Source organism: Streptomyces sp. NPDC029674, from assembly GCF_044903205.1.
Taxonomy (GTDB): Bacteria; Actinomycetota; Actinomycetes; order Streptomycetales; family Streptomycetaceae; genus Streptomyces.
Genome location: NZ_JBJDPY010000007.1, coordinates 363,338 through 381,102 on the forward strand (window position 1 = coordinate 363,338; position 17,765 = coordinate 381,102).

A 17,765-nucleotide genomic window follows, 5' to 3' on the forward strand; every position below is an offset into this window, starting at 1 on the left:
GGGCCGGGCCCCGGGCGCCCCGGCGGGGGGGGGGGGGGGGGGGGGGGGCGGGGGGGCGGCGGGGCGGGGGGGGGGGGGCGCCCCCCCCCCGCCCCCCCCCCCCCCCCCCACGTCTCTGTGCGCCTCTCTGCCGGGCCGTCAGACCCGCGGCCGCAGTCTGGCCGCGTCGACCGCCGCGGGGCCGTCCTTGGCCGCGGTGAGCAGCGCGCTGCCCTCGCGCCACTTCTTCCAGCCCATGTTCCAGTCGCCGAGGCCGTTGCCGAACGTCGGCATGTCCTCGCCGTTGCTGTTGATGACCGTCACCAGGTCGCCCTGCCGGACGGTCTCGTAGAACCAGGCGGCGTTCCCGGTGCTCATGCCGGTGCAGCCGTGGCTGGTGTTCGCGGTGCCCTGCGAGCCCACCGACCAGGGGGCCGCGTGCACGTACTCGCCGGAGTCGGTCACCCGTGTCGCGTAATAGACCATCTTGTCGTAGAAGTCCGACGCGCCGATGCTGGCACTGGTCATGCGTACGGAGTACTCCTTGCCCAGCACCACCTTGACGCCGTTGCGGGTGGAGTAGCCGGGCTTTCCGGTGGTCACCGGGATGGAGTTGATCACCTCGCCGTTGCGGTAGACCGTCATCCGGTGCGCGGAGGCGTCCGTGACGGCCTCGACCCGGTCACCGATGGTCAGCTTGAGCGGCTTGGCCTCACCGCCCCACAGCTTGTCCTTGATCTTGAGGCCTTCGAGGTTGCTGGAGACGCTGACGGTCGCGCCCGTGGGCCAGTACTCCTTCGGGCGGTAGTGCAGCGTCTCGCTGTCCACCCAGTACCAGGCTCCTTCTGTAGCGGGCACCGAGCGGACCTTGAGGGCGCGTTCGACGACCGCCCTGGCCTCCTTGCCCTTCACCGGGGCGCTGAGGGAGGCCGTGACCGGCTGGCCGACGCCGTACTTGCCCGCCTCGGGGCCGAAGGTGACCTTCAGCCGCTTCTTCTTGTCGGGCGTGTTGGTGTCGAAGGTCATGATCTTGCGACCCGGCGCCCCCTCGTCGTCCTCGGTGCTCACCCGCACGGTGTAGTGGGCGCCTGCCGCCAGTGGGGTGGTGCTGTGCCACCGGGCGCCGTCCGCCGAGAGTTCGCCCGCCACGTGACGCCCCATGGCGTCGGTGGCCGTCACGTCGGTGATGCGCCCGTCCTCGCCCTGGGCGGTGACCTCCAAGGGCTTGTCCGGGTCCGCCTTCTGACTGCCCACCGGTCCGTTGAAGGCGACCTGGCCGGCCGCGTCGTACGGCTGCGCCGAGAGCGGGTGGCCGTCGGAGGTACCGCAGGCCGTGACTCCCGCGCCGAGGGCGGTCACCAGCATCGTGCAGCTCAGTACCGTGCGGATTCGCGGAGAGTGGCTCATAAACACACGGTATGAAGGTTCATCAGGTTCGGCGCGCCGAGTTGACCCGTTCGAGGGAGTGTCGCGTACGCCGAAGGGCCCGGACGCTCCTCTCGGAGTGTCCGGGCCCTTCGGGTGCGCAGTGCGAACTACAGACTCACTGGGTCTGGTTCTCGCCGCGGTAGTACTCGAACACCCAGCCCCACAGGCCGATCAGGATGATCGGGGCCGAGAAGTACAGCAGCCACCAGCCGAAGACGACGCCCATGAAGGCGAGCGCGCCACCGATGGCCAGGGAGAGCGGCTGCCAGCTGTGCGGGCTGAAGAAGCCCACCTCGCCGGCCTCGTCCGCGACGTCGGCCTCCTTGTTGTCCTGTGCGGAGGCGTCGACCCGCCGGGCCGTGAAGGCCAGGTAGTAGCCGATCATGATGCACAGACCGAAGGCCAGGAAGAGCGCCGTGGTACCGGCCGGCTCCTTCGACCACACGCCATAGACGATCGCCATGGCGAGGACGAAGACGCTCAGCCAGATGAACATCTTGCCCTGGATCTTCACTTCGCGGCCTCCTTGTCGCCGCCGAACAGCGCGGTGTCCTTCTGCCCGTCGTTCTCGATGTGGCCGAGCGCCGCGATCTCAGGGTGGTGCAGGTCGAACGCCGGCGATTCCGAGCGGATGCGCGGCAGGGTGATGAAGTTGTGCCGCGGGGGCGGGCAGGACGTCGCCCACTCCAGCGAACGGCCGTAACCCCACGGGTCGTCGACCTCGATCTTCTTGCCGTACTTGGCCGTCTTCCAGATGTTGTAGAAGAACGGCAGGATCGACAGACCGAGCAGGAACGAGCAGATCGTCGAGATCGTGTTCAGCGCGGTGAAGCCGTCGGCGTGGAGGTAGTCCGCGTAACGGCGCGGCATGCCCTCGGCACCCAGCCAGTGCTGGACGAGGAACGTGCCGTGGAAGCCGACGAACAGCGTCCAGAAGGTGATCTTGCCCAGGCGCTCGTCGAGCATCTTGCCGGTGAACTTCGGCCACCAGAAGTGGAAGCCGGAGAACATCGCGAAGACGACGGTGCCGAACACCACGTAGTGGAAGTGCGCCACCACGAAGTACGAGTCCGAGACGTGGAAGTCCATCGGCGGCGAGGCCAGGATGACGCCCGTCAGGCCACCGAAGGTGAAGGTGATCAGGAAGCCGACCGCCCACAGCATCGGGGTCTCGAAACTCAGGGACCCCTTCCACATCGTGCCAATCCAGTTGAAGAACTTCACGCCTGTTGGCACGGCGATGAGGAACGTCATGAAGGAGAAGAACGGCAACAGCACGCCGCCGGTGACGTACATGTGGTGCGCCCACACCGTCACGGACAGACCCGCGATGGCGATGGTCGCGCCGATCAGACCCATGTAGCCGAACATCGGCTTGCGCGAGAAGACCGGAATGACCTCGGAGATGATGCCGAAGAACGGCAAGGCGATGATGTACACCTCTGGATGGCCGAAGAACCAGAAGAGGTGTTGCCACAGCAACGCGCCGCCGTTGGAGGCGTCGAAGATGTGCGCACCGAACTTGCGGTCCGCCTCCAGGGCGAACAGCGCGGCGGCCAGGACCGGGAAGGCCAGCAGCACCAGCACCGCGGTCAGCAGCACGTTCCACACGAAGATCGGCATGCGGAACATCGTCATGCCCGGCGCGCGCATGCAGATGATGGTGGTGATGAAGTTGACCGAGCCCAGGATCGTGCCGAAGCCGGAGAACGCCAGACCCATGATCCACATGTCCGCGCCGATGCCCGGCGAGCGGACCGCGTCCGACAGCGGGCTGTAGGCGAACCAGCCGAAGTCGGCCGCGCCCTGCGGGGTGAGGAACCCGCCGACCGCGATCAGCGAGCCGAACAGGTACAGCCAGTAGGCGAACATGTTCAGCCGCGGGAAGGCCACATCGGGAGCACCGATCTGCAGCGGCATGATCCAGTTCGCGAAACCGGCGAACAGCGGCGTCGCGAACATCAGCAGCATGATCGTGCCGTGCATCGTGAACGCCTGGTTGAACTGCTCGTTCGACATGATCTGCGTACCCGGACGGGCGAGCTCGGCGCGCATGAAGAGCGCCATCACACCGCCGATGCAGAAGAACGCGAACGACGTGACCAGATAGAGCGTGCCGATCGTCTTGTGGTCAGTGGTGGTCAGCCACTTGACGACGACGTTTCCCGGCTGCTTGCGCCTGACCGGCAGCTCGTTCTCGTACGAGTCCGTTGGAGCTGCCGCGGCACCCTGGGGTTCGTTGAGGATGCTCACAGGTTGTTCGTCTCCCGGTTCTTCTCGTGGCCCGTCTGCTCGATGCCGGCCGGGATGTAACCGGTCTGGTTCTTCTTCGCGAGGTCCTCGAGGTGCTGCTTGTAGCGCTCGGGAGAGACGACCTTGACGTTGAAGAGCATCCGGGAGTGGTCGACGCCGCAGAGCTCGGCGCACTTGCCCATGAAGGTGCCCTCCTTGTTCGGAGTCACCTCGAAGGCGTTGGTGTGGCCCGGGATGACGTCCTGCTTCATGAGGAACGGCACCACCCAGAAGGAGTGGATGACGTCACGCGAAGTCAGAACGAAACGGACCTTCTCGCCCTTGGGGAGCCAGAGGGTCGGTCCGGGGTTGCCGTTCTGGGGGTTCCGCTCGCCGGGCGTGCCGACCTCGTAGACGCCGCCGGCGTTGGCCGGGAAGTCCTTGCGGAAACGGTCCGGAATGGCTTCCAGGTCCTTGGACGTCTTGGCGTCGTCCTTGTCGGAACCCGGAACGTCCTCGATGTAGTTGAAGCCCCAGCTCCACTGGTAGCCGACCACGTTGACCGTGTGGGCCGGCTTGTCGTCGAGTTCGAGGAGCTTCGACTCGTCACGTGCCGTGAAGTAGAAGAGCACCGAGACGATGATGAGAGGCACCACCGTGTACAGCGCCTCGATGGGCATGTTGTAACGCGTCTGCGGCGGTACTTCCACCTTGGTGCGGCTGCGCCGGTGGAAGATGACGCTCCACAGGATCAGGCCCCAGACCAGGACGCCCGTGGCGAGCGCTGCCGCCCACGAGCCCTGCCAGAGGGAGAGAATCCGCGGAGCCTCTTCCGTTACCGGGGTGGGCATTCCAAGGCGGGGGAAATCCTTGTATGTGCAACCGGTGGCGGTCGCCAGGATCAGGCCCGCAGTCAGCACCTGCGGCAGCTTCCGCCGCATCGGGCGCCGCGACGAGCGGTCGGAGCCGTTGGGACTCACGTAGCGCCTTCCCGAGAGTCTCGCCCGCGCGGTCGGCTGCGGCCTTCACGCTGGTAGGTCGCCGCCCTGCGTCGGGCAGGGGTTTGGATGTTTATGCGGACCAAACCCTACTGGACGCTATTTGGGGTCGCGCGGGGAGGGTGCCTAACGCGCCGCGGGTCACTCCGAAGGGTGGGACGGGGCGCCGTCGGGCCCTTTCTGACGGAGGGTCGGGGCGCCTTTGAGCTCGGCGGAATCCCCCGGTCCGCGGGTGCGGGTCCGGTGTGGCTGGTCGCGCAGTTCCCCGCGCCCCTGGGGAGCGCCCCTTGCGGGGCGGCTCCCTCGGGCGCTCCCCCGGAGTGTCTCGACGAGCTGACGTCTTAGCGTGGGGGCGTGGCCTACTTCGATGTTGCTTCCTCCGCTCCTCTTCATCCCGTCGCCCGGCAGGCGTTGCACGCGTCGCTGGACGAGGGGTGGGCCGATCCGGCGCGGCTCTACCGGGAGGGGCGGCGGGCGCGGCTGCTGCTGGATGCCGCGCGGGAGGCGGCCGCCGAGGCCGTGGGGTGTCGGCCGGACGAGCTCGTCTTCACCTCGTCCGGTACCCGTTCCGTGCACGCGGGGATCGCGGGGGCGCTCGCCGGCCGTCGGCGCGTCGGACGCCACCTGATCGTGTCGGCCGTCGAACACTCGTCGGTGCTCCATTCGGCGGAGGCGCACGAGGCCGACGGCGGGGCGGTGACCGAAGTGGCGGTGGACCGGGGCGGGGCGGTGAGCCCGGACGCGTACGCCGCCGCGCTGCGCGAGGACACCGCGCTCGCCTGTCTGCAGTCCGCCAACCACGAGGTCGGCACCGAGCAGCCGGTCGCCGAGGTGGCGGCGGTCTGCCGGGCCGCCGGGGTGCCGCTGCTGGTGGATGCCGCGCAGTCGCTGGCGTGGGGGCGTGTCGACGGGGACTGGTCGCTGCTGACCGGGAGCGCCCACAAATGGGGCGGGCCCGCGGGTGTCGGGCTTCTCGTCGTACGTAAAGGGGTGCGCTTCGCCGCGCGCGGGCCCGTCGACGAGCGGGAGTCCGGGCGGGCGGCCGGGTTCGAGAACATCCCCGCGATCGTCGCGGCGGCCGCGTCGCTGCGGGCGGTGCGGGCCGAGGCCGTCGCCGAGGGGGCGCGGCTGCGGGAGCTGACGGAGCGGATCCGGGCGCGGGTGCCCGGGCTGGTGCCCGACGTGGAGGTGGTGGGTGATCCGGTGCGGCGGCTTCCGCACCTCGTCACCTTCTCGTGTCTCTATGTCGACGGGGAGACGGTGCTGCACGAGCTCGACCGGGCGGGTTTCTCCGTGTCGTCGGGGTCCTCGTGCACGAGTTCGACGCTGACGCCGAGCCATGTGCTGCGCGCCATGGGGGTGGTCAGCGAGGGGAACGTACGGGTGTCGCTGCCGTTCGGGGCGGAGGAGGCGGACGTCGAGCGGTTCCTCGACGTGCTGCCCGGGGTGGTGCGCGGGGTGCGGGAGACCTTGGGGGCGCCGGTCGGGGGCGGCAGCGGGGAGGCCGAGGCCGTGACGGTCGACGCGCTCGGCATGAACTGTCCGCTGCCGGTCATCGAGCTGGCCAAGGGGATCGGCGGGGTGCGGGTGGGCGGCACCGTCACCGTGCTCGCCGACGACGAGGTCGCGGCGGTCGACATCCCGGCGTGGTGCTGGACGCAGGGCCAGGAGTACGTGGGTGAGCGCCCGGCGGACCATGGCGTCGCGTACGTGGTCCGCCGGAGCTCGTGAGCCTCAGGCGAGGTGCGGCTGGACCTCCGCGGCGGCCGCGTGGCCGTACGCCTTGGTGAAGCGGTCCATGAAGTTGCTGCGGCGCAGCTCGTACTCCTGCGTGCCGACGGTCTCGATGACGAGGGTGGCGAGCATGCAGCCGACCTGCGCCGCGCGCTCGTGGGAGACACCCCAGGCGAGACCCGAGAGGAAGCCGGCGCGGAACGCGTCGCCGACGCCGGTCGGCTCGACCTTCGCCTCCTCCTCCGGGACGCCGACCTCGATCGGGTCCTGGCCGACGGCCTCTATGCGCACGCCCCGCGAGCCGAGGGTCGTCACGCGGTGGCCGACCCTGGAGAGGATCTCGGCGTCGGTCCAGCCCGTCTTGGACTCGATGAGCCCCTTCTCGTACTCGTTGGAGAAGAGGTACGTCGCGCCGTCGAGGAGCGTGCGGATCTCGTCGCCCTCCATTCGCGCGATCTGCTGGGAGAAGTCGGCGGCGAAGGGGATCTCGCGGGTACGGCACTCCTCGGTGTGCCGGAGCATCGCCTCGGGGTCGTCGGCGCCGATCAGGACGAGGTCGAGGCCGCCGACGCGGTCGGCCACCGTCTTCAGCTCGATGAGGCGGGCCTCGCTCATCGCGCCCGTGTAGAAGGAGCCGATCTGGTTGTGGTCGGCGTCCGTGGTGCAGACGAAGCGGGCGGTGTGCAGGGTCTCGGAGATCCGGACCGAGGCGGTGTCCACGCCGTGCCGGTCGAGCCAGGCCCGGTACTCGTCGAAGTCGGAGCCGGCGGCGCCGACCAGGATCGGGCGGGTGCCGAGCTGTCCCATGCCGAAGGTGATGTTGGCGGCGACGCCGCCCCTGCGCACGTCGAGGGCGTCGACGAGGAAGGAGAGGGAGACCGTGTGCAGCTGATCGGCGACCAGCTGGTCGGCGAAGCGGCCGGGGAAGGTCATCAGGTGGTCGGTGGCGATGGAGCCGGTGACTGCAATACGCACGGCTGGATGCTCCTGTGGAGGGAGGCGGGATTGACAGTTCACGCTACCGGGTCGAGGTGCCGTAGAGGCACCGTCCCTGAAGTGGCAAAACTACCCGATAGTAGGGCTTTTTTCGTGGGCGTCCTGGTGCCTACGGTGCCGTTATGACCGTTATCCCGAAGGATGTCATTCCGCAGTACCGCGCCTTACTCGCCCCGGAGGCCCCGGAGAGCATGGAGTCGCTGCGCGGGGACTGTGCCCGCATGGCGCCGCACTGGGTGGTGCCCGCCGTGGCCGCCGCCGCTCCCGTGCCGCCCTCGCTGATCCACGGGATCACCGTCCCGCCCGCCTCCGCCCGGCTGCTCTCCGAAATGTCCGAGTACGGGAACTGAGGGAGACTGCTTCCGGGGCCCCGGCGCCCGTAAGGGAACCGTGCGCTCCCCCGCTGCGTCCCATCGCCGTCCCCCGTAAAGGGGAAGTGGGATACGACGAAGCCCGCCCGTGGGAACCACCCGTGGGGTCCCAGGGACAGCAGCGCAGCGAAGGAGCGATGCGGTGAGCAGCGAGCGATCCGTTCATGAGGCGGCAGAGCCGCAGCGGCGACGGTCCCGCCTGGCCGTCGCCTCGGTCGCGGCCACGGTGCTGCTGATCGGTGGCGGCGGCGCGTACTTCGCGTCGACCGCCTCCGGCGGCGGCAGCGGTGGCGGCGACGGGGCCCCCGCGGGCGCCGGCGGCGAGCCGCCGCCGCTCGCGCTGGACGGCTACCCGGCCGCCGACCGGCAGGACGACGGCGCAAAGGGCACCGGCGGCACCAGCGACATCGCGCCGGGCGAGCCCGACCCGAGCGGCGCCACGTACCGGGCGACCGGCGATCTGCCCAAGGGCCCGGAGTCGGCCGCCGTGTACCACGCGCGCGGTGAGGTCACCCGGGGCGAAGTGGCCAGGCTGGCCGAGGCGCTCGGGGTGACCGGGACGCCGACGTCGCGGGACGGCGTCTGGAAGGTCGGCGCGGACAACGACGGGTCGGGCCCCTCATTGCAGGTGAACAAGCAGGCGCCCGGCACCTGGACCTACGCCCGGCACGGCATCGGCGGCACCGACAACTGCTCGAAGGGCAAGCCCTGTTCCAGCACCTCCACCGCGCCGAACGGCGATCCGGGCGACGCGGTGAGCGAGAAGGCCGCCAAGGACGCCGCGGCCCCCGTCCTGAAGGCGCTCGGCCAGGACGACGCGAAGCTCGACGCCCGCCAGCTCATGGGTGCCGTACGCGTCGTGAACGCGGACCCGAAGATCGGCGGCCTGCCGACCTACGGCTGGTCAACCGGCGTCCAGGTCGGCGCGGGCGGCGAAGTGGTGGGCGGCAGCGGCCAGTTGAAGGCGCCGGACAAAGGCGCGACGTATCCGGTGATCGGCGCGCGGGAGACCCTGGACCAGCTGAACACGACGAGCGACGGCCACGGCCGGATCGGCATCGGAGGCTGCGCGACCCCGGTGCCGCACATGGACGACAGCACGAAGACGGAGGGCGGCGGCGGAGCGAAGCAGGCGCCGTGCGAGCCGTCGTCGACGGCTCCGAAGCCGCGGCCGGTCGCCGTCGAGGGCGCCACGTTCGGGCTCGCGACGCACTTCGTGGACGGCAGGCAGACCCTCGTACCGTCCTGGCTGTTCGAGGTGAAGCCGCAGGGCGCGCGGGACACCTTCACGGTGACGCACCCCGCAATCGCCCCCAAGTACCTGACGTCGCCGAGCACTCCGGGCACGCCCACGCCCACCGGGAAGCCGGGCAAGGGCGACACGGGTGACAAGGGCGGCACGGACAAGGCGCGCGTCGAGTCCTACACCGCCGACGGGAAGTCGCTGACCGTGCACTTCTGGGGCGGTGCGTGCAGTGAGTACTCCGCGTCCGCGCGGGAGGACGGCGACCGCGTGACGGTCACGGTCACCGAGACCGGGCGCAAGGGCGACGTCTGCATCATGGTGGCCAAGGAGCTCAAGGAGACGGTCACCCTCGACGAGCCGCTGGGTGACCGCAAGGTCGTCGACGCCGGGGGCGAGACGGTGAAGCGGAAGTAGCGCGCACACACGAAGCGCGCACGTACGAAGGCGGCGGCCCCCTGGAAGTTCAGGGGGCCGCCGCCTTCGTACGTGGGTACTGCGGCTGGCTACAGGCTCAGCTGAAGGAGTCGCCGCAGGCGCAGGAGCCCGTGGCGTTCGGGTTGTCGATCGTGAAGCCCTGCTTCTCGATGGTGTCCACGAAGTCGATGGAGGCGCCGCCCAGGTAGGGAGCGCTCATCCGGTCGGTGACGACCTTCACGCCGTCGAAGTCCTTGACGACGTCGCCGTCGAGCGAGCGCTCGTCGAAGAACAGCTGGTAGCGCAGGCCCGAGCAGCCGCCGGGCTGCACGGCGACGCGCAGCGCCAGGTCGTCGCGGCCCTCCTGCTCAAGGAGGCCCTTCACCTTGGCCGCGGCGGCGTCCGACAGGAGGATGCCGTCGCTCACGGTGGTGGTCTCGTCCGATACGGACATCTGCTTCTCTCCCGGGTTGTACGGAGACTGCTTGCCGACGGTTGCAACCGGCGGGGCCGCGGATTCATTCCGGGCCGAGCGCTTACGTCCTTACCCCTTCATGCTCGCACATGGCGCCGTGCGGGAGGACTGGCCGGGCGACGGCGAATGCGTCACATCGACACTATGGCCATCGTCAAACTGACGTGAAGCGGTTATGATAGATAACGTCAATTAGACGAAAAGGCTCGTCTGCCAGATCAGAAAAAGGTGCGTGCCGTGACCACCGCCCAGTCCCCCGCGGATCTCGTGGAGCTCGACGTTCAGCCCACGCCGCTCGCTCTGCTGCTGCTCGGCCGCGAGGCCGACCCCAGGAGCGAGCGCGGCGTGGAGTGCCCCGGCGACCTGCCGTCGCCGTCCGACCCGGACCTGGTGGAGCGCGCCCGTGCCGCCAAGGAGAAGCTCGGCGAGAAGGTCTTCGTCCTCGGCCACCACTACCAGCGCGACGAGGTCATCCAGTTCGCGGACGTCACCGGTGACTCGTTCAAGCTGGCGCGCGACGCCGCCGCCCGGCCGGACGCCGAGTACATCGTCTTCTGCGGTGTGCACTTCATGGCCGAGTCCGCGGACATCCTGACGACGGACGACCAGAAGGTCGTCCTGCCCGACCTGGCCGCCGGCTGCTCGATGGCCGACATGGCCACCGCCGAGCAGGTCGCCGAGTGCTGGGACGTGCTGACCGAGGCCGGGATAGCCGAGCAGGTCGTCCCCGTCTCGTACATGAACTCCTCGGCCGACATCAAGGCCTTCACCGGCAAGCACGGCGGCACGATCTGCACGTCGTCGAATGCCAAGCGCGCCCTGGAGTGGGCCTTCGAGCAGGGCTCCCCCCAGTCGTCGACGAAGGTCCTGTTCCTGCCGGACCAGCACCTGGGCCGCAACACCGCCGTGCGCGACATGGGCATGTCCCTGGACGACTGCGTCGTCTACAACCCGCACAAGCCGAACGGCGGCCTGACCGTCGAGCAGCTGCGCGACGCGAAGATGATCCTGTGGCGCGGGCACTGCTCGGTGCACGGGCGCTTCTCGCTGGAGAGCGTCGAGGACGTGCGGGCGCGCATCCCGGGCGTGAACGTCCTGGTGCACCCGGAGTGCAAGCACGAGGTCGTCGCCGCAGCCGACTACGTGGGCTCCACGGAGCACATCATCAAGACCCTGGAGGCGGCGCCGGCCGGCTCCAAGTGGGCCATCGGCACCGAGCTGAATCTCGTACGCCGGCTGGCGAACCGTTTCGCCGCCGAGGACAAGGAGATCGTCTTCCTCGACAAGACGGTCTGCTTCTGCTCGACCATGAACCGCATCGACCTGCCGCACCTCGTCTGGACCCTGGAGTCCCTCGCCGAGGGCAAGCTCGTCAACCAGATCGAGGTGGACCGGGAGACCGAGCAGTTCGCGAAGCTGGCGCTGGAGCGGATGCTGGCGCTTCCGTAATCCCCGTCCCTACTCCGCCCGCGGCCGCACCAGGCCCGACTCGTAGGCGATGACGACGAGTTGGGCCCGGTCGCGGGCGCCGAGCTTCGCCATCGCCCGGTTCACATGGGTCTTCACGGTGAGCGGGCTGACCTCGAGGCGCTCGGCGATCTCGTCGTTCGAGTGGCCGCCCGCGACCTGTACGAGGACCTCGCGCTCGCGTCCGGTGAGCGCGTCGAGCCGCTCGCCGCCCACCGGCACGTCGCCGTCCAGGCCTTCGCCCTGCGCGAGGAACTTGGCGATCAGCCCCTTGGTCGCCACCGGGGAGAGCAGCGCCTCGCCGGCCGCCGCGATACGGATGGCGCCGAGCAGCTCGTCGGGCTCCGCGCCCTTGCCGAGGAACCCGGAGGCGCCCGCGCGCAGCGACTCCACCACGTACTCGTCGACCTCGAACGTCGTCAGCATCACCACGCGCACATGCGCCAGCGACGGGTCGGCACTGATCAGCCGGGTGGCGGCCAGGCCGTCGGTGCCGGGCATCCGGATGTCCATCAGGACCACGTCGGCCCGCTCGGACTTGGCGAGCCGGACCGCCTCCGCCCCGTCGGACGCCTCGCCGACCACCTCCATGTCGGCCTCGGAGTCGACGAGCACCTTGAACGCGCTGCGCAGCAACGCCTGGTCGTCGGCGAGCAGTACGCGGATCGTCACGCGGTCCCTCCCTTTGCCGTGGTGACGGGCAGGATCGCATGGACCCGGAACCCGCCGCCGTAGCGGGGTCCCGCCGAGCAGCTGCCGCCGAGGGCGGTGACGCGTTCGCGCATGCCGAGCAGGCCGTGGCCGCCGCCGTCGGTGTTCCGCCCGTCGCCCTTGCCGAGGCCGGGGCCGTCGTCGATGACGGTGACCTCCACGTTCGGGCCGACGCGGACCACGCTCACCTCCGCCTTGGCGCCCTTCCCCGCGTGCTTCTGCACATTGGTCAGCGCCTCCTGGATGATCCGGAACGCGGCGAGGTCGACGGCGGCCGCCAGATCGAGGCCGACCTGGCCGAGAGCCACTTCCACCGGCAGCCCGGCGTTGCGGAACGTGTCGACGAGCTCGTCGAGACGGTGCAGGCCCGGCGCCGGCTCGGTGGGCGCCTCCGGGTCGCCGGTCTGCCGCAACAGGCCGACGGTGGCGCGGAGTTCGTTGAGCGCGGAGCGGCTGGCGTCCCGTACGTGCGAGAGGGCTTCCTTGGCCTGGTCGGGCCGCTTGTCCATGACGTGCGCGGCGACCCCGGCCTGCACGTTGACCAGGGCGATGTGGTGGGCGACCACGTCGTGCAGCTCCCGGGCGATGCGCAGCCGCTCCTCCGCGACCCGGCGCCTGGCCTCCTCCTCCCGGGTGCGCTCCGCCCGCTCGGCGCGCTCCCTTATCGCGTCCACGAAGGCGCGACGGCTGCGCACCGCGTCACCCGCGGCGGCGGCCATCCCGGTCCAGGCGAAGATGCCGAGGTTTTCCTGGGCGTACCAGGGCAGCGGGCCCGAGAGCATCGCGACGCCGGTGAGGCCCGTCATGGTGACGAGGCCGATCCGCCACGTCGTGGAGCGGTCCGTGCGGGCGGCCACGGTGAACAGCGCGATGACGGCGCACATCACGACGGGCGCGCGCGGCTCGCCGGTGAGCAGTTCGACGATGGAGGCGGCGCAGGTCGCGGCCAGCACGGACCAGGGGGCGCGGCGGCGGAAGACCAGGGCGAGCGCGCCGAGCGCCATCAGGAGCAGGCTCGGGACGTCGGGGGTGCGGGTGCCCCAGGTGGGGCCGTGCTCTCCGTAGGGCTCGGCGAAGGATCCGACGACCATGCAGACGAGGACGGCGGAGGAGAGCGCCGCGTCCACCGCCAGCGGGTGTGTTCTGGCCCAGCCGCGGCCTCGTAGGAGAGTGGTCACGGCTAAACGGTACGGGGGCTGGCCGGGGGCCTTGACCAGATCTCCGCATCTGTTTCGGCTGCGGGCACGTTGGGGCTGGGCGCGCCCACGCGGCGGAGCCGCACATGTCACTGCCCCGCGCCCCTTACGGGGCGCTCCCTGCGGGGCGCTAGCCCGGGATCAGGCCGTCGTCGCTCAGCATGTTGCGGACCTCGTCCAGCGTCGCGTCCGGGGAGGGGAGGATGAGTTCCGAGGGTTCGAGGGCGTCGTCCGGGAGGGGGTCGCCGAGCTCGCGGACCTTGTCCAGGAGCGCGTGCAGCGTCTGGCGGAAGCCGACGGAGTCGCCGCCCTCCATCTCCTCGAGGAGTTCGTCGTCCAGCTTGTTGAGTTCGGCGAAGTGGCTGTCGGCCAGCTTCACCTGCCCCTCCCCCATGATCCGTACGATCATGTCGCCCTCCTCGGACGTACGTAGGGCCGCGCTCCTGCTGCCGCTCTACTGCTTGTCGAAGCGCGGGGTGTCCTGCGGGTGCTGCTGCGCCTGCGGCTGGCCCTGGCCACCCTCGATCGCCTGCTGCCCGCCGCTGGAACCCCCGGCCAGTTCGGCCTTCATGCGCTGCAGTTCCAGCTCTACATCTGTACCACCGGAGAGGCGGTCCAGCTCGGTCTGGATGTCGTCCTTGGCCAGTCCGGAGGAGTCGTCGAGGGCACCGGAGGCGAGCAGTTCGTCGATCGCGCCGGCCCGCGCCTGGAGCTGCGCGGTCTTGTCCTCGGCGCGCTGGATCGCCATGCCGACGTCGCCCATCTCCTCGGAGATGCCGGAGAAGGCCTCGCCGATGCGGGTCTGCGCCTGGGCCGCGGTGTACGTGGCCTTGATCGTCTCCTTCTTGGTGCGGAAGGCGTCGACCTTGGCCTGGAGGCGCTGGGCCGCGAGGGTGAGCTTCTCCTCCTCGCCCTGGAGGGTCTGGTGCTGCGTCTCCAGGTCCGTGACCTGCTGCTGGAGCGCGGCGCGGCGGGACAGGGCCTCGCGGGCCAGGTCCTCACGGCCGAGCGCCAGCGCCTTGCGGCCCTGGTCCTCGAGGGTCGAGGACTGCTTCTGGAGCTGGGTGAGCTGCAGCTCGAGGCGCTTGCGGGAAGTCGCCACGTCGGCGACGCCGCGGCGCACCTTCTGCAGCAGCTCCAACTGCTTCTGGTACGAGTAATCGAGGGTTTCGCGCGGGTCCTCGGCCCTGTCAAGGGCCTTGTTCGCCTTCGCGCGGAAGATCATCCCCATACGCTTCATGACACCGCTCATGGGCTTCGCGCGCCCCCTTCTGACGGACTTCCAGCTCCAGGTACTGCTCAGAACCCACAGTACGGGCCCTGCATCCATTACCGCACTGTTCGCGGGCGGATGCGCTCATCCCCAAGGACGACTGCGTCCGGCACCACTCCGGCGTAAGGAGTAGGTGCACCCCTGTGAGCCGGCCCCTGCTTAGCCACCACTTACCGCCTGCTACGTCCCCTTAGGCACGTAAATCAAGACGCCCGGTGTTGCCGGATCGTTCCCGGCCTGAACGACGACCCGGTGCCCGTACCCCGTACCCTTGGCTTTTGTGTTCCGTAGCCGATCCAAGGAAGAGAAGGCCCCGGCCGCGCAGGCGCCGGTGACCGACTCCAAGCAGCCCCGTGACCCGCAGGCCCCTAAGGGCCGCCCCACCCCCAAGCGCGCCATGGCGCAGTCGCAGCGTCGCAGCGTGACGAACACGCCGACGTCGCGCAAGGAGGCCGCCAAGCGGCAGCGCGACGAGCGCCGCACCCAGATGGCGAAGCAGCGCGAGGCGCTGGCGAGCGGTGACGAGCGGTTCCTGCCCGCCCGTGACAAGGGTCCCGTGCGCAAGTTCGCGCGTGACTTCGTGGACTCGCGTTTCTGCGTCGCCGAGTTCTTCCTGCCGATCGCGGTGCTCATCCTGATCATGAGCATCGTGCAGATCCCCCAGCTGCAGAACATCTCGCTGCTGCTCTGGCTGGTCGTGATCGTGCTGATCGTCGTCGACTCGGTCGCCACCGCGTTCCGCCTGAAGAAGCGCCTCAACGAACGCTTCCCGGGCGAGAACAAGAAGGGCGCCGTCGCGTACGCCCTGATGCGCACGCTCCAGATGCGCCGTCTCCGGCTGCCCAAGCCGCAGGTCAAGCGCGGAGAGCGGCCCTGAGCGGATTCACCGGCGGAGCGGGCGACTGGCTGGAGAAGCTGGGTGGCCTGCGCAACGCCGTTCGACAGGAGTTGGTGGCCCGTCAGCTCGACGAGCAGATAGCCGGGCGCTTCCCCGTGGGGCAGCGGCTCCGGGTGCTCGACGTCGGCATGGGGCAGGGCACGCAGGCGCTGCGGCTCGCCCGTGCCGGGCACAACGTGACGGGCATCGAGCAGGACCCCGCGATGATCGCCGCCGCGCGCGCGGCGCTCGCCGGGGAGCCCGAGGGCATCCAGGGGCGGGTGCGGATCGTCGAGGGCGACGGGCACCAGACCGGGGTGCACTTCCTGCCCCACAGCTTCGACGTGGTGCTGTGCCACGGCGTGCTCATGTACGTGGAGGAGCCCGACGCGCTCCTCGCCGGGCTCGCCCGGATGCTGGCGCCCGGCGGGCTGCTCTCGCTGCTCGTGCGGAACGCGGAGGCGCTGGCCATGCGGCCGGGCCTCGCCGGGGACTGGGCGGGGGCGCTCGCCGCCTTCGACTCCGTCACGTACCGCAACCGGCTCGGGATCGACGCCCGCGCCGACCGGCTCGACGCGCTGACCTCCGCGCTTGCGGGGATCGCGGCACCGCTGCAGGCCTGGTACGGCGTGCGGGTCTTCACGGACACGGTGGCCGACGGAGCGGTGATCCCTCCCGAGTGGGAGCTGGAGGCGCTGCTCGCCGCGGAGGAGCGGGCGGGGCGGACCGATCCGTATCGGCGGGTTGCCGCGCTGTTGCACCTCTGTGGGGTCCGGGACTAGCTGCGGGAGTGGGCGGCGCCCCCGGGGTGACGCCTGATCGGCCCTCTAAGTCAGGGCGACACCGTACGGCAATACCGACACTCGGGACATGAGTGTCTCTCGTACGCGTACCGCTTCCGTCGCCGTGCCCTTCGCCGCCGCGCTCACCGCCGTCGCGCTCGTCGGCGGCTGTTCCTCCTCGGGGTCCGGGGGTTCCGGCTCCGGTTCTGGTTCCGGTAATTCCGACAGGTCCACCACGCAGGCCGCGCCCGCCGCCGCGAACGGTCTGCAGGAGGACTACCAGAAGGTGATCAAGGACGTGCTGCCGTCCGTCGTCCAGATCGACGCCGCCGAAGGTCTCGGCTCCGGGGTCGTCTACGACGGCAAGGGGCACATCGTCACCAACGCCCACGTCGTGGGCAAGGAACGGCGCTTCAAGGTGACGACCGCGACCGGCGAACAGACGCTGACCGCCGAGCTGGTCGCCGCCTACCCGGAGCAGGACCTCGCCGTCATCAAGCTGGCCGACATGCCGAAGGGGCTGAAGGCCGCGGAGTTCGGTGACTCCACGAAGGCGGAGGTCGGCCAGATCGTGCTGGCCATGGGGTCCCCGCTCGGCCTGTCGTCCAGCGTCACGCAGGGCATCGTGTCGGCGACCGGGCGCACGGTCAGCGAGGGCCGCTCGGGCGGTGGCACCGGGGCCACGATCGCCAACATGGTGCAGACCTCGGCCGCGATCAATCCGGGCAACAGCGGCGGCGCGCTCGTCGGCCTCGACGGGAAGGTCATCGGCATCCCCACGCTCGCCGCGAGCGATCCGCAGATGGGCGACAGCGCCGCCCCCGGCATCGGCTTCGCGATCCCGTCCTCGATGGTGAAGACGGTCGCCGACCAGATCGTCAAGAACGGCAAGGTCACCGACTCGGGCCGGGCCGCGCTCGGCATCTCCGGCCGCACCGTCCTCGGCGACGACTACCGGCCCGCGGGCGTGGCCGTCGTCGAGGCCCAGCAGGGCGGCGCCGCGGCGAAGGCCGGGCTGGCCGCCGGGGACATCATCACCCGGCTCGGCGACGACCGGATCACGACCATCAACTCGCTCAGCGAGGCCCTCGCGTCGGCCGAGCCCGGCCAGAAGAGGCGGGTCACGTACGTGCGCGACGGCGACGAGAAGACGGCGGACGTCACGCTCGGCGAGATGTAGCGCCCGCGGCCGTGCAAGAGCCGTGCAGGAGGCGGCGCCCGAACCGCGGCGCCGCTTCCTCCCCGCGCCCGGGGCCGGGGCCCAGGAGCCGGGGTCATGACACGGGCTCTAAGCCGACGCCTCCGCGTCCTCGCCCTCCGCGTCCATGTGCAGGCTCATCGGGCCGTAGATCTTGTTCGCGTCCTCGAAGAGCGTCACCTGGTCGGCGCCGCCGGCGGCGAGCTCCTTCCAGTACTCGCCGACCCAGGACTCCGCGTCGCCCTGCGTGGTGAACTCCTCGGGCTGTACCGCGGGCTGGACCTCCGTCCCGTCCGCCTTCTCGAACAGCCACGTCCATGCCGCCATGTCAGCCTCCCGAGGTCCCGTGGCGGTGTGTGAACCGCCTGAATCCGCCTGAAGCCTAGCC

At 70.1% G+C, this 17,765-nt stretch carries 18 protein-coding genes; 7 read left to right on the top strand and 11 right to left on the bottom strand.

Annotated elements, in window-relative coordinates; all coding sequences use genetic code 11:
• Positions 1-138: 138 nt before the first annotated feature.
• The 4 genes from ACI2L3_RS19680 to coxB form a co-directional block, all read right to left on the bottom strand.
• Positions 139-1,386, bottom strand: coding sequence for an Ig-like domain-containing protein (locus tag ACI2L3_RS19680; protein WP_404753614.1), 1,248 nt, complete (start codon positions 1,384-1,386; stop codon positions 139-141).
• A 136-nt stretch (positions 1,387-1,522) separates the two neighbouring features.
• Positions 1,523-1,921: a cytochrome c oxidase subunit 4 gene (locus ACI2L3_RS19685; RefSeq protein WP_404753615.1), complete on the bottom strand. Its 399-nt coding sequence runs from the start codon at positions 1,919-1,921 to the stop codon at positions 1,523-1,525.
• Positions 1,918-3,660: a cytochrome c oxidase subunit I gene (ctaD, locus tag ACI2L3_RS19690; RefSeq protein WP_404753616.1), complete on the bottom strand. Its 1,743-nt coding sequence runs from the start codon at positions 3,658-3,660 to the stop codon at positions 1,918-1,920. Before ctaD ends, ACI2L3_RS19685 begins: the two co-directional genes overlap by 4 nt.
• Complete coding sequence (coxB, locus tag ACI2L3_RS19695; RefSeq protein ID WP_404753617.1) at positions 3,657-4,619, bottom strand: cytochrome c oxidase subunit II; 963 nt, start codon at positions 4,617-4,619, stop codon at positions 3,657-3,659. The genes ctaD and coxB overlap by 4 nt, the downstream gene beginning before the upstream one ends.
• A gap of 372 nt (positions 4,620-4,991) precedes the next feature.
• On the opposite strand from coxB, the gene ACI2L3_RS19700 reads away from it, so the two are divergent.
• A complete protein-coding gene (locus tag ACI2L3_RS19700) occupies positions 4,992-6,368 on the top strand; it encodes a cysteine desulfurase/sulfurtransferase TusA family protein (RefSeq protein WP_404753618.1) in 1,377 nt (458 codons plus the stop codon).
• Between the two features lie 3 nt (positions 6,369-6,371).
• Here the strand turns inward: ACI2L3_RS19700 and ACI2L3_RS19705 are convergent, their stop codons facing one another.
• Complete coding sequence (locus tag ACI2L3_RS19705) at positions 6,372-7,346, bottom strand: carbohydrate kinase family protein (protein ID WP_404753619.1); 975 nt, start codon at positions 7,344-7,346, stop codon at positions 6,372-6,374.
• Positions 7,347-7,489: 143 nt separating this feature from the next.
• Here ACI2L3_RS19705 and ACI2L3_RS19710 point away from each other — a divergent pair, with 143 nt between their 5' ends.
• Complete coding sequence (locus tag ACI2L3_RS19710) at positions 7,490-7,717, top strand: hypothetical protein (protein ID WP_404753699.1); 228 nt, start codon at positions 7,490-7,492, stop codon at positions 7,715-7,717.
• A gap of 163 nt (positions 7,718-7,880) precedes the next feature.
• The gene (locus ACI2L3_RS19715) at positions 7,881-9,398 is read left to right on the top strand and encodes a hypothetical protein (protein WP_404753620.1); all 1,518 of its coding nucleotides are present in this window, start codon (positions 7,881-7,883) and stop codon (positions 9,396-9,398) included.
• A gap of 97 nt (positions 9,399-9,495) precedes the next feature.
• Here ACI2L3_RS19715 and ACI2L3_RS19720 read toward each other — a convergent pair whose 3' ends face one another.
• Complete coding sequence (locus ACI2L3_RS19720; protein WP_030933606.1) at positions 9,496-9,852, bottom strand: iron-sulfur cluster assembly accessory protein; 357 nt, start codon at positions 9,850-9,852, stop codon at positions 9,496-9,498.
• A 249-nt stretch (positions 9,853-10,101) separates the two neighbouring features.
• Between ACI2L3_RS19720 and nadA the strand changes: the two genes are divergently transcribed.
• The gene (gene nadA / locus ACI2L3_RS19725; RefSeq protein WP_404753621.1) at positions 10,102-11,322 is read left to right on the top strand and encodes a quinolinate synthase NadA; all 1,221 of its coding nucleotides are present in this window, start codon (positions 10,102-10,104) and stop codon (positions 11,320-11,322) included.
• Between the two features lie 9 nt (positions 11,323-11,331).
• Here the strand turns inward: nadA and ACI2L3_RS19730 are convergent, their stop codons facing one another.
• The 4 genes from ACI2L3_RS19730 to ACI2L3_RS19745 all read right to left on the bottom strand — a co-directional run bounded on the left by ACI2L3_RS19730 (position 11,332) and on the right by ACI2L3_RS19745 (position 14,499).
• Positions 11,332-12,012, bottom strand: a complete 681-nt coding sequence (locus tag ACI2L3_RS19730) for a response regulator (protein WP_404753622.1) — start codon at positions 12,010-12,012, stop codon at positions 11,332-11,334.
• Positions 12,009-13,229 carry a sensor histidine kinase gene (locus ACI2L3_RS19735; protein WP_404753623.1) on the bottom strand — a complete coding sequence of 407 codons (1,221 nt, stop codon included), beginning with the start codon at positions 13,227-13,229 and terminating at the stop codon, positions 12,009-12,011. Before ACI2L3_RS19735 ends, ACI2L3_RS19730 begins: the two co-directional genes overlap by 4 nt.
• Before the next feature lie 148 nt (positions 13,230-13,377).
• Positions 13,378-13,656, bottom strand: coding sequence for a hypothetical protein (locus ACI2L3_RS19740; protein WP_404753624.1), 279 nt, complete (start codon positions 13,654-13,656; stop codon positions 13,378-13,380).
• A gap of 45 nt (positions 13,657-13,701) precedes the next feature.
• Positions 13,702-14,499, bottom strand: a complete 798-nt coding sequence (locus tag ACI2L3_RS19745; RefSeq protein WP_404753625.1) for a PspA/IM30 family protein — start codon at positions 14,497-14,499, stop codon at positions 13,702-13,704.
• 292 nt (positions 14,500-14,791) lie between these two features.
• Between ACI2L3_RS19745 and ACI2L3_RS19750 the strand changes: the two genes are divergently transcribed.
• From ACI2L3_RS19750 to ACI2L3_RS19760, 3 genes are all read left to right on the top strand, one after another.
• On the top strand, positions 14,792-15,397 hold the full coding sequence (locus ACI2L3_RS19750) for a DUF3043 domain-containing protein (protein WP_404753626.1): 606 nt from the start codon (positions 14,792-14,794) through the stop codon (positions 15,395-15,397).
• Positions 15,398-15,471: 74 nt separating this feature from the next.
• Positions 15,472-16,179: a class I SAM-dependent methyltransferase gene (locus ACI2L3_RS19755; RefSeq protein WP_404753627.1), complete on the top strand. Its 708-nt coding sequence runs from the start codon at positions 15,472-15,474 to the stop codon at positions 16,177-16,179.
• Positions 16,180-16,267: 88 nt separating this feature from the next.
• A complete protein-coding gene (locus tag ACI2L3_RS19760) occupies positions 16,268-17,359 on the top strand; it encodes a S1C family serine protease (RefSeq protein ID WP_404753628.1) in 1,092 nt (363 codons plus the stop codon).
• Positions 17,360-17,467: 108 nt separating this feature from the next.
• Here ACI2L3_RS19760 and ACI2L3_RS19765 read toward each other — a convergent pair whose 3' ends face one another.
• Positions 17,468-17,704 (bottom strand): hypothetical protein, encoded by a 237-nt coding sequence (locus ACI2L3_RS19765; protein ID WP_404753629.1) that lies wholly within the window; start codon positions 17,702-17,704, stop codon positions 17,468-17,470.
• Positions 17,705-17,765 lie beyond the last annotated feature (61 nt).